Origin of the sequence: Vibrio harveyi NBRC 15634 = ATCC 14126 = KCTC 12724, from assembly GCF_001591145.1 — a bacterium.
In the GTDB taxonomy this organism is placed as follows: Bacteria; Pseudomonadota; Gammaproteobacteria; order Enterobacterales; family Vibrionaceae; genus Vibrio; species Vibrio harveyi.
Genome location: NZ_BCUF01000018.1, coordinates 39200 through 51306, shown reverse-complemented (window position 1 = coordinate 51306; position 12107 = coordinate 39200). Strand labels below are relative to the sequence as shown.

Genomic DNA, 12107 nt, shown 5'->3' with positions numbered 1-12107 from the left:
GCTTGTGACGCTTCACATTTTGCCTTTATCGGGGCGTAGTTCTATTTACGGACACAAGATAGTTAAGGAAAAGAGAAACTTATAACTCGACGTTGCCAAGATTGCGCATTTGGGTCAGAGCCCAATTGGTGCGATGTTGAGTGTAATTAGTGTGCGGATACACTTTGATCTTGTAAGGATTCGGCAGAACCACCGCTAACCTCGCCGCTTGCCATTGGGTCAGTTGGCTAGCCCGAATACCGTAATAGTTTTGTGCTGCAGCTTCGATACCGTAAATACCGGGACCAAACTCCACCACATTCAAATACACTTCGAGAATGCGTTCTTTGCTCCACATCGCCTCCATTAAAAGAGCAAAGTAGAGCTCGTACGCTTTGCGCACATAAGAGTGTGAAGGGAATAGAAATACGTTCTTTGCAGTTTGCTGAGTAATCGTACTTGCACCACGAGAAGGTCCGTTCTCGCCGGCTTGTGAGATAACAGAAAACAGTGAATCAAAATCCACCCCATAGTGATGGGGAAATTTCTGATCTTCCGTAGCCATCACCGCAAGTTGGATATTTTTTGAAATCTGAGACAGCGGTACCCACTCTTGCTGGCTACTCTCTGGATAGCCTTCTGGTGGCGAGATCATGCGGCTGATCTTCCATCCCCATAGAGGCGGATTCACGTATTTGACGAAGCCCACCAGCAAAACGGGAGTCAGTAACAAAACCAATGAAATTTTGAATAGAAACGACTTCAGTCTTTTCAGCATGCTTTATTTGCCTAGCCAGAGTAAGGAATACGCCACTTTTACACGTGTGGGTGTTCAAGTAAATGGGAGCGAAGGTTGCCTGATTCAAGGTAGAACAACAAGTTTACAAGGTCAAAAATTGGTTAAAAAAAGCCCAATTTACAATGTAAACCGGGCTTACTGTTTGATTAATGAAAGTTATTTCGTCAGTTTATAGAATACTGTCGATAGAGGTGGTAAACGCAGCTCAAGAGATTGAGGTAACGACTCGCTTTCTAATTCTTGCGTTTCGACGTTACTTAGTACCTCAAAATCGCTGCCATCGTATTTCGCGTCGTCAGTATTCAACAGAAGTTCGTACTTGCCTTCCATCGGCACACCCAAACGGAAACGCTCATGAGGCACTGGTGTGAAGTTACTGATCACCAATACACGTTCGCCATCTTGGCTAATACGTTCATGCGCAAGGATACTTGCTTCCGCTTCATCTTGCAGACGCCATTCAAAGCCAGCAGGCACACAATCTTGATCGTGCATCGCCGCTTCGTCACAGTACAAGTGGTTCAAGTCGCGAATCAGTGCTTGCACACCTTGGTGGCGACCAAACTCAAGTAAGAACCATTGTAACTGGTCATCGTGATTCCACTCTGCGGTTTGACCAAGCTCAGCGCCCATGAAGTTTAGCTTCTTACCCGGTTGACCATACATGTAACCGTAGTAAGCACGTAGGTTCGCCGTTTGTTGCCACTCATCACCTGGCATCTTGTTATGGATAGAACCTTTGCCGTACACCACTTCATCATGAGATAGCGACAGCACATAGTTCTCGCTGTGTGCGTAAACAAGCGGGAACGTGATGGTATTGTGGTGGTATTTGCGGTGAATAGGATCTTCTTGGATGTAAGAAAGACTGTCGTGCATCCAACCCATATTCCACTTAAAGCCAAAGCCTAAACCGCCCATAAATGTCGGTGCAGATACGCCTGGGAATGCCGTCGATTCTTCTGCAATGGTCATTGCATTCGGGAAGTGCTTGTACACTTCTTCGTTCATCCACTTCAACGTTGCGATCGCATCGTAGTTCTCGTTGCCGCCATCCACATTTGGAATCCACTGATCGTGACTGCGTGAGTAGTCTAGGTAGAGCATCGACGCGACAGCATCCACACGGATACCATCAATATGGAATTGCTCAAACCAGTACAGCGCGTTAGACACAAGGAAACGGCGCACATGCTCACGACCTAGATCGTAGATGTAAGAGTTCCAGTCTTGGTGCCAACCGCGGCGAGGATCTGGATCGTGGAACAGTGGTGTGCCATCAAAGTTTGCTAAGCCATGATCATCCGATGGGAAGTGTGCTGGAACCCAATCCAGTACTACACCAAGACCCGCTTGGTGACACGCATCAACGAAGAACTTGAAATCATCTGGAGAGCCGTAGCGACTCGTCGGCGCAAACAACCCTACAGGTTGGTAACCCCAAGAGCCAAAGAACGGGTGTTCTGAAACTGGCATCAGCTCAACGTGGGTGTAGCCCATATCCACAAGGTAAGGCACTAACTCAGCCGCGAGTTCACGGTAATTTAGGAAATCCCCATCAGCGTTACGCTTCCAAGAACCCGCATGCAGTTCGTAGAAAGATAAAGCTTCATCACGTTTCTGTGTGACGGGACGATTTTGCCATTTTGCATCTTGCCATTGGTAACGGTTGTGATCGTAAGTGATCGACGCGAATGATGGGTATTGTTCAGAGTAGAAGCCCCAAGGGTCTTGCTTATGAGGGAGCCCTTCCCCATTTGGACCTTTGAGTTCGAATTTGTATTGTACGCCCTCTTCCAAACCAGGAATAAACAAGCCCCAGATACCGTAGTCGAGACGTTGCATTGGATGGCGACGACCATCCCACTGGTTGAAGCTGCCCACTAAGCTGATTGCAGAAGCATGAGGGGCGTAAACAAGGAAGCGCACACCAGAGATATTTTCACCACCGCGCTCGATGGTCACAAACTGCGATCCCATGTAGCGGTACATGTCTTTTGGCGTGTGCAGGTGTTCGTATTCTTGATAAATGTTGTGGTACTGGTAAGGGTCGTCAATGAGCTGTTCCACGCCATCCCAATCCACAGCAAGTTGGTAGTGAGTTAGGTGCAGGTCACGCTTCTCTTTCAAGATGAAGCCGCTCTCGCCTTCGCGTTCTAACTCAACACGAGGTTCACCGCTGACAACCAATTCAACTTTGTCTGCACCCGGCATCCAAACTCGTAACGATCCTTCGCCATCATCGATGAATGGACCAAGTGACGCAAATGGGTCTGAGTAAGCCGCCTCAGCTAGTAATTCATAGGCGCGTTCGTATTTTTTCTTTACCTTGGTTTTCAAATCTTTCTCCCTAGCACCGATATTCTCCTTATGGTTTTTGAACATCGGATTTCCTCAGCCAAACGTTGTGAATTCACACAATTATAAAAAACCGCACTCTATCCAAGAGATGAATAAAATAGCGTCAAAAAACAAAAATGCCCGCTATTGTTGCGGGCATAATAACGGTACTTCATCCTAACGGATTGTGCCGATTTAATGAGTGACCTAGGCTGTACTTTCGTACCTCAGCGCAATTAAATTCGCGAACTCCTACATCACCCATTCCACCTTATTTGCTCGCTTTCGCACGCACTTCAGTGAGGCGCTTAGAAATACGGTTAACGTCTTCACGGCTGAAGATTTCGTCAAGGTTCATCGATAGTTTACGACGCCAGTTTGGATACTCGTCAACAGTACCTGGAATGTTTACCGGTTGGTCCATTTCTAGCCAGTCTTCAAGCTGAACACTTAGTAGTGCTGAGTCACCCGCAGCCACATGCAGTTGCAATGCTTCACTTAGGTAACCATCCATTGGTACGTACTGCGCATCATGACCGATACCTTCTGGTAGGTAACCATGCCAACGAACACTGTCTAGGATGCCTTGTTTGCACTTCAAACGATCATCAAACAGACCTTCCAGTTGTTGCTCGTCTGGGTACAGACCGATCTCTCGACCCATCTTCAAGTCATCACAGTGCCAGAAGCCACGTAGGGTTGGCATATCGTGTGTACACAGCGCTGCCATTGACTGCTCAGCGTAATGCTTCGGAGAAATGAAGCCGCCGTCGTCTTTTGATGTTTCGAAGAAGAATACTTTGTATGAGTGAACACCTGCGTCACGAAGGATATCAACGATTTCATCAGGCACGGTACCCAAATCTTCACCGATTACAGAACACTGATGACGATGAGATTCTAGCGCTAGGATTGCTAGCATATCTTCAACTGGGTAGTACAGGTATGCTCCTTCTGTCGCCTTCTCACCTTTTGGAATCCACCAAAGGCGAAGCAGACCAAGAACGTGGTCAATACGCAGTGCGCCACAATGCTTCATGTTTGCACGTAGCAACTTGATGTACGCGTCGTAGCCTGTCGCTTCCAACACTTGTGGGTTTAGCGGAGGCAGACCCCAGTTTTGACCCAGAGGACCAAGGATATCTGGTGGCGCACCGATGCTTGCATCCAGTACTAGGTTGCCATCATCAGCCCAAGTCTCGCTGCCTGAATCTGCAACACCAACAGCAAGGTCACGGTATAGACCAACCGCCATGCCTTTTTCTTCTGCAAGAGCCTGTGCTTCTTTGATTTGATCGTCTGCAATCCACTGTAGGTACATGTACAGGTGAACGCGGTCAGAGTTGTCTTTGATGTACTTCTGAGTTGCCGCAGCATCAAACGTACGGAATTTCTCAGGGAATACCGGCCAGCCCCAAACACTTGAATCTTCAGCGTGTAATTCACCATGCAGAGCATCAAATGCCGCTTGGTGAAGTAGGCTCTCACCGCCAAGTTCTACAAACTCTAGGAACGCGCGCGCACGATCAGTGTTCTTGTCTAGATGACGTGCTTTGAACTCGCTAAATAGCAGCGGAAGAATGTTCATCTTAAGCTCAGAAACCTCGGTGTAGTTCACCCAGTGTGCTTCACGAGCTTTTTGCAGACGCTGTTGGAACTCAGCGCTGCCAACGCGTTGTTGTGCTTCTGCACTTAGTGCAAATTCAGGCACAGAGCTTACGTCGATGTACATGATGTTCAGCCAACGACGAGAAGACGGGCTGTATGGGCTCGCACCTTCAGGGTTCGCTGGGAACAATGAATGAATTGGGTTCAAACCAATGAAGTCACCGCCACGAGAGGCGATATCACTGACCAGCTGCTTAAGGTCACCAAAGTCACCGATACCCCAGTTGTGCTGAGTACGCAGTGTGTAAAGCTGAATGCTTGGACCCCATAGCTTTTTATGTTGGTTTAGATCTTCTTGTTTGAAACACGCTTTCGGTGTGATGATCAGCGACATTTCGTAAGGTGTCTTACGGCGTTTACGGCTGATGATCAGTTTGTGGTAACCCCATGCCAAATTCTTTGGCAATGCAAACACTAGAGGGCCACCCTCAGCTCGTTCATCACGAACAATTTGCGACTGAAGATAGCCTTCAAGTACCTCTCCTTGTTCTGTTTCTAAACGCCAGCTAAATTCACTCTCACGAGCACTCGTACCTAGGTTTAGTTCCACTTCGACTGGGTCGCCGTCGCGTAAAACAAGAACAGGGGCTAGTACGTCTTTCTTATGTTTTTTCTCAGCAGAAGCCAATAGCTTCTCATCGCTGCTAGTATCGTAGCCAAGTGAAGTGAGCAAGCGGCGTAGCGTCTCCTCAGAAACTTTTGCCTCGTCTCCCCACGCGCTGACGTAGCTATCAGCTAATCGCGCCATGTCTGCGACTTTCTTTAATGCTGTTTGTTCTTTCATCGCTTTCTCCGAAGGTAATACCGACACCTTCCATGTAGGGTTTTATTGTTATCAATAACTAATTCTTGAAAATGACCAAAGGTAGCGCTCGGCTACCTTGGTCTTATACCCAAGTGACCTCAAGATGCACAGTTCAGAGCGTTGTCATTGATTCGAGTTCAAGGAAAACAACGCCGTGGAATAGCAGCCTCTTTCCTAGTTGTTTGACACCGAAATCGGGTCAATGACACGCTCCCAGAGGGCGAGTTGCCTTGCCTGAAAACCAAGTCAATCTCGCTGAACAAAGCATCCTGGGGTTACTTGGGTATCACTTTTAACGTTTTACCGCTTCTAGTTTCCAGATGTTGTTCACATAGTCACGAATTGAGCGGTCTGATGTAAACTTGCCAACTAGGGCAGTGTTAAGAATGGCTTTCTTAGCCCAGCCAGCTTGGTCTTTGTATTGTTTGCCCATTTCTTCATGCGCTTTCACATAAGATGCGAAGTCAGCAAGACATAGGTACGGGTCACCGCCATCTAGTAGGCTATCGAATGTAGCGCGTAGTAGACCTGGTTGACCTGGCGTAAACTCATCACCTGTTAGTAGGTCTAGAGACGCTTTTAGTAAGTGGTCAGCATTGTAGTAGTCGTAAGGGTTGTAGCCAGCTGCTTTAACCGCTTTCACGCCTTCAACATCAAGACCGAAGATGTAGATGTTCTCGTCGCCCACTTCTTCGCGAATCTCAACGTTAGCACCATCCATCGTACCGATAGTTAGGGCACCGTTAAGAGCCATCTTCATGTTACCTGTACCAGATGCTTCTTTACCTGCTAGAGAGATTTGTTGTGAAACGTCTGCCGCAGGGATGATGATTTCAGCCATGCTCACGCGGTAGTCAGGGATGAAGACCACTTTCAGTTTGTTACCGATACGTGGATCATTGTTGATCTTCTCTGCAACCTTGTTCACTGCGAACATAATTTCTTTCGCTAGGTGGTAACCTGGAGCGGCTTTCGCAGCGAAGAAACATACGCGTGGCTCACACTCGAAACCAGGTTCATTTAGGATGCGGTGGTATAGAGACAGAATGTGTAGCAGATCTAGGTGCTGACGCTTGTACTCGTGTAGACGCTTGATTTGAACGTCGAAGATAGCGTTAGTATCTAGTTCGATACCCATGTTATCTAGAACCCAATCAGCAAGACGCTGTTTGTTTTCTTTCTTAACAGCCATGAACTCTTTTTGGAATTTCGCGTCTGTTGCGTACTTAGCGATACCTTCTAGTTGCTCAAGTTTTGCTGGCCATTCAGGACCGATCTTATCGGTAATTAGCTTAGATAGACCTGGGTTACAGAACTTCAACCAACGACGTGGCGTGATACCGTTTGTTACGTTATGTAGACGAGTTGGGTACATCTCGTGGAACTCTGGGAATAGGTCTTTCTTAACCAACTCAGAGTGAAGTGCTGCTACGCCGTTAACTGCGTAAGAACCGATTACACATAGGTTTGCCATGCGAACCATGCGGTTGAAACCTTCTTGGATGATAGAAAGCTTAGCTTGCTTCTCACCGTCACCAGGCCACATCTTACGAACTTCTTGTAGGAAGCGGTGGTTGATTTCAAAAATGATTTCCATGTGACGTGGAAGTAGACGCTGGATTAGCGACTCTGGCCATGTCTCTAGTGCTTCAGGAAGTAGCGTATGGTTAGTGTATGCGAAGGTCTGAGAACTGATTTCCCAAGCCGCTTCCCAAGTCAGACCTTTCTCGTCCACTAGGATGCGCATTAGCTCAGGAATAGCGATTGTTGGGTGCGTATCGTTCAGTTGGATAGTCTCTTGCTTCGGTAGATCCGCTAGCGAGTAGCCTGCTGCTTCGTGGCGACGTAGGATGTCGCGTACAGATGCTGCAGAGTGGAAGTACTGTTGCATTAGACGCAGTGTTTTACCTTTCTCGTGGTTATCGTTCGGGTAAAGCACTTTAGTGATGTTGCCTGCGTCGATCAGTGCGTGCTGAGCTTCGAAGTAATCACCGTTGTTAAAGCTTTCTAGTGAGAATGGTGCAATTGCCTGACATTCCCAAAGGCGTAGAGGGTAAACAGTATCTGATTCGTAACCTACGATAGGTAGATCCCAAGGCATTGCTTTTACAGACATGCCAGGAACCCATTTACGAACTTCTTTACCGTTTTCGTTTACCACTTCAACGTGACCGTAGAAGCCGATTTCTTGCGCTAGCTCTGGACGAGCCACTTCCCAAGGGTAACCTTCTACACCACGCCATGCGTCTGGTGCTTCTTGTTGACGACCATCTTTAAACGACTGCTTAAATAGACCGTATTCGTAGTGTAGGCCGTAACCTACTGTTGGGAATTCTTGAGCCGCACATGAATCCATGAAACATGCAGCTAGACGGCCTAGACCACCGTTACCCAGTGATGGGTCGCGCTCTTCTTCTAGAAGGTCTGTTAGGTTGTGACCTAGTTCAGCCATCGCTTCAGTGATCTCTTCGTAAAGACCCATGCTGATTAGGTTGTTACCAGTCAAACGACCGATAAGGAATTCTAGTGAAAGGTAGTTAACGCTTTTCGCTTCTTGGATGCGAGCGTCTGCTTCAGTAGCAAGCAAATCACAAGTCGTAAACTCAGCCAATGCACGACCCATTGCTAGGTACCATGCGCGGCTATCTGCATTTTCAACCGTGTGAGCGTAAGTCACAGATAGATGTTTCTTTACGCTTTCTTGGAACGACTTCTTGTCAAATTGTTTCTGTTGAGTAGGTTTCATTAAGAAATTCTCACGTCTTTTAGTAATTCATCTGCCATACATCGTGCATTTCCCTCTGTGAATAAACATCCTCCCATTTGTCCTCCCTACAAGGAGGAGGGGGTAGGGCGTAGAGGGCGTAAGCTTGCAAACTTAGTGATCCAAATCGCAACACGGCAGCCTATAACCCTATTCTTAGTGATTCGGATCACAGCCACCTGTGAGAAAGATTAAAATTTGTTCATGACGTTTTTTATTCCCCCTTCCAACTCCAATGTAAAAACTGTCTTATCGATCACATTACGTCTTTTAACATTGATAATTTCTCCTTAATAGATGTGCAACTCTCTCTACATGGGATCAATACCATCGATGTTTAAGTGACCAAAATCACAAATACAGGGCGTAGTTGGTGGCATTTGCATCAACTCTTGAGAATTAGGAAGTGGATCAAAGTAACAACCAATTCTGTTGTCGTAACATCCAAAACGACTCGCAAGCCTGTACACTTTTTATACAAACTAGAATTTAGTGGTGTGAGTCAGTTTCTAGTTTCGCTAGCTCAAAAAATTAAGGACAGAATTTATAATGTGGATTCCATCTAAACTTACTCGCCCAGGTCGCCTGCACAACGCAATCGTCCGTCCGCGAGTGTTGGACTTACTGCAACAAGCGCCTTACTACAAACTGGTATTGTTTCGCTCGCCGGCTGGTTACGGGAAAACCACCATGGCGGCACAGTGGCTGTCAGACAAACCCAATGTAGGTTGGTACAGTATCGACGACAGTGATAACGATGGTTTCCGCTTCGTTAACTATCTACTGCAAGCTTTAAACAAAGCGACCAACTACAACTGCTCTAACGCTCAAAAATTGGCTGAAAAGCGTCAGTTCTCTTCTTTACGCTCTTTATTCAGCGAAGTTTTCGCTGAAATGGCAGATTTTCAGCATGAGTGTTACGTCGTACTCGATGACTACCATCTGATCACTAACGACGAAATTCACGAGTCCATGCGTTTTTTCTTAAAGCACATGCCAGACAACCTTACTGTAGTGGTTACTAGCCGTGCGGCACCGCCATTAGGCACTGCGAACCTTCGTGTCCGTGACTTGATGATCGAAATCGGCAACGAAATGTTGGCATTCGATACCGAAGAAACCACACGCTTCTTCAACCAACGCATTGCCGATGGCATCGATGAAGACATGGCGAACAACTTACGTACTTACGTTGAAGGTTGGCCATCAGCGTTACAACTTATCGCCCTACAAGCACAGCATCAGAACCGCACTCTGGCACAAACCGTAGAGTCGGTGTCTCAGTTTAATCATGCACACTTATGGGATTACTTAGTCGAAGAAGTCTTTGATCTATTAGACAAAGAGACACGTCATTTCTTAATGCAAGTGTCGGTACTCGACCATTTCAACGACGAACTCGTCTTTGCATTGACGCAACGTGAAGATGCACTCGGCATGATTGAGTCACTCAATCGATACGGCTTGTTTATCTATCCACTGGAAGGTGAACAAAACTGGTTCCGATTCCACAATCTGTTTGGCGAATTTTTGTCGCATGAACGTCAAGCGCGTATTCCTCAACAAGAGAAAGATCTACACCGCAACGCAGCTGTCGCCTGGCTAAAACAGAAAGCACCGCATCAAGCTATTCACCACGCACAGAAATCTGACGACACTGATCTAATCGTAGAAATCTTGAATGAATTTGGTTGGAAGATGTTCAACCAAGGTGAGTTAACAACGCTAGAAGCGGCGATCAACCAGCTTGATAAAGACTTACTCTTCAGCCACCCGAAACTGTCGATGTTGCGCGCATGGTTGGCGCAAAGCCAACACCGCTACAACCAGGTTGGTGAGCTACTAGCAGAAGCCGAAGAAGAGCATAAGAAACGTAATATCGAACTTGATTCTGGCTACCAAGGTCAAGCTAATGCCCTACTCGCTCAGGTTGCAATCAACAGCAACCAACCAGAGCGTGCATTAGAGTTAGCCGAGTTAGCACTGAGCCAACTTGACCCAACGGTGTACCGCAGCCGTATCGTGGCGACGTCAGTCGTTGGTGAAGTAAACCACGTACTGGGTAAACTTGACCGCGCATTACCAATGATGCAACAAACCGAAAAACTGGCACGTCAGTATCAGGTTTACCACCAAGCGTTATGGGCAATCTTGCAACAAAGTGAAATCATGATCGCGCAAGGTTACGTCCAAGCAGCATTTGAGCTGCAAGATTCCGGCTTCCGCTTGATTGAAGATCAACAGCTTCAGCATGTTCCTCTTCACGAGTTTTTATTACGAATTCGCGCGCAAGTATTGTGGTGCTGGAACCGCTTGGATGAAGCAGAAGAGTGCTCATACAAAGGGCTACAAATTCTAGAAAACCACTCACCAAGTAAGCACTTACATAGCTACTCAATGTTGGCACGTATTGCGATTGGTCGCGGTGAATTAGACAAAGCGGGTAAGTTTATCGAACACATCCAGCACTTGATGAAACAATCCACTTATCACGTAGACTGGACGGCAAACGCATCACTCTCTCTGATCTTGTTCTGGCAAGCTCGTGGCAACACAGAAGCAATTCAAGAATGGTTGAACACCGCAGTTCGCCCGGAATCAGCGTGTAACCACTTCTTGCAGTTACAGTGGCGCAATATTGCTCGTGCTCACATCAACCTTGGCCAATATGGCGAAGCGCGACAAGCTTTGGACTTCCTACAAAGCGAAGCTCGTCGTACTAACTTGGTGACCGATACCAATCGCAACCTTGTGGTTGAAGCGGTATTTGCCGCGCGTCAGAAAGACGAAGAGCAAGCAAAAGCACTATTGAAAGAAGCACTAGTGATGACAAACCAAACCGGTATGGTCGGCAACTTCTTAATCGACGGTGCAACGATTGGTGGTCTACTAGAGAAGCTAAGTCTTCGTCATGAGCTGGGCGATTTAGAACGTCACCGTGCTCAGCAATTGATGAAAGACATCTCTTCAAACCAACGCAGCCGTTCGATTCACTTTGATGAAGACTTTATTGAGAAACTGGTGAACCACCCGAACGTGCCGGAGCTGGTTCGAACCAGTCCACTCACGCAACGTGAATGGCAAGTGCTTGGTTTGATCTACTCAGGCTTTAGCAATGAGCAAATCGCTCAAGAGTTAGACGTAGCAGGCACAACGATTAAGACTCACATTCGTAACTTGTACCAAAAGCTCAACATTGCAAACCGTAAGGAAGCGATTGTGACGGCGGAGAACTTGCTGCAATTGATGGGTTACTGATCACTCGAAAGAGAGTAGCTAAACAGGGGTTGGCGTATTGCGTCAGCCCCTTTTTTGTGGGCATTCATGCAAATTGCAAAGCCTGTAAGAAACGTTGTACATATATACGACTTGGAAAGGGCTGGCTATTACACGGCGTTGTTTTCATTGCGCTCGCATCAATAACAACGCTCTGAATCCTGCATCTCAAAGTCACTTGGGTATACGACAGACAAAAAAATAGCCAACCGCAATTAAGGCGATTGGCTTATGTATGATGTGAACAATGTATATTCACTAACAACGTCAGTTGGCTAGGTGACCCTCGGCTTAAGAAGGGTCGAAAAGGATTATGCATTAATCATGCCAATTTGAAAAGCATTATTTTTGGGCACAAGATCTCATATCAAACTGCCAAGATGTTACAACATTTGCAATATGCAAAGTCAAAATGCAAATTGCAGTTGCAAGTCGCAACTCTGTGGCATAAGTGATAAATAAGTCACCAAACGACT

General features: G+C 46.8%; 5 protein-coding genes. 1 reads left to right on the top strand and 4 read right to left on the bottom strand.

Features of this window, described 5'->3' with window-relative positions; translation table 11 throughout:
• Positions 1-79: 79 nt before the first annotated feature.
• The 4 genes from mtgA to VHA02S_RS11320 all read right to left on the bottom strand — a co-directional run bounded on the left by mtgA (position 80) and on the right by VHA02S_RS11320 (position 8337).
• Positions 80-757, bottom strand: a complete 678-nt coding sequence (gene mtgA / locus VHA02S_RS11335; protein WP_005447428.1) for a monofunctional biosynthetic peptidoglycan transglycosylase — start codon at positions 755-757, stop codon at positions 80-82.
• 177 nt (positions 758-934) lie between these two features.
• Positions 935-3163: a 1,4-alpha-glucan branching protein GlgB gene (gene glgB / locus VHA02S_RS11330; RefSeq protein WP_038898269.1), complete on the bottom strand. Its 2229-nt coding sequence runs from the start codon at positions 3161-3163 to the stop codon at positions 935-937.
• A 226-nt stretch (positions 3164-3389) separates the two neighbouring features.
• Positions 3390-5570 carry a 4-alpha-glucanotransferase gene (malQ, locus tag VHA02S_RS11325; protein WP_005447424.1) on the bottom strand — a complete coding sequence of 727 codons (2181 nt, stop codon included), beginning with the start codon at positions 5568-5570 and terminating at the stop codon, positions 3390-3392.
• A gap of 313 nt (positions 5571-5883) precedes the next feature.
• The gene (locus tag VHA02S_RS11320) at positions 5884-8337 is read right to left on the bottom strand and encodes a glycogen/starch/alpha-glucan phosphorylase (protein ID WP_005447423.1); all 2454 of its coding nucleotides are present in this window, start codon (positions 8335-8337) and stop codon (positions 5884-5886) included.
• Between the two features lie 567 nt (positions 8338-8904).
• Between VHA02S_RS11320 and malT the strand changes: the two genes are divergently transcribed.
• Positions 8905-11613 (top strand): HTH-type transcriptional regulator MalT, encoded by a 2709-nt coding sequence (gene malT / locus VHA02S_RS11315; protein WP_005447421.1) that lies wholly within the window; start codon positions 8905-8907, stop codon positions 11611-11613.
• Positions 11614-12107 lie beyond the last annotated feature (494 nt).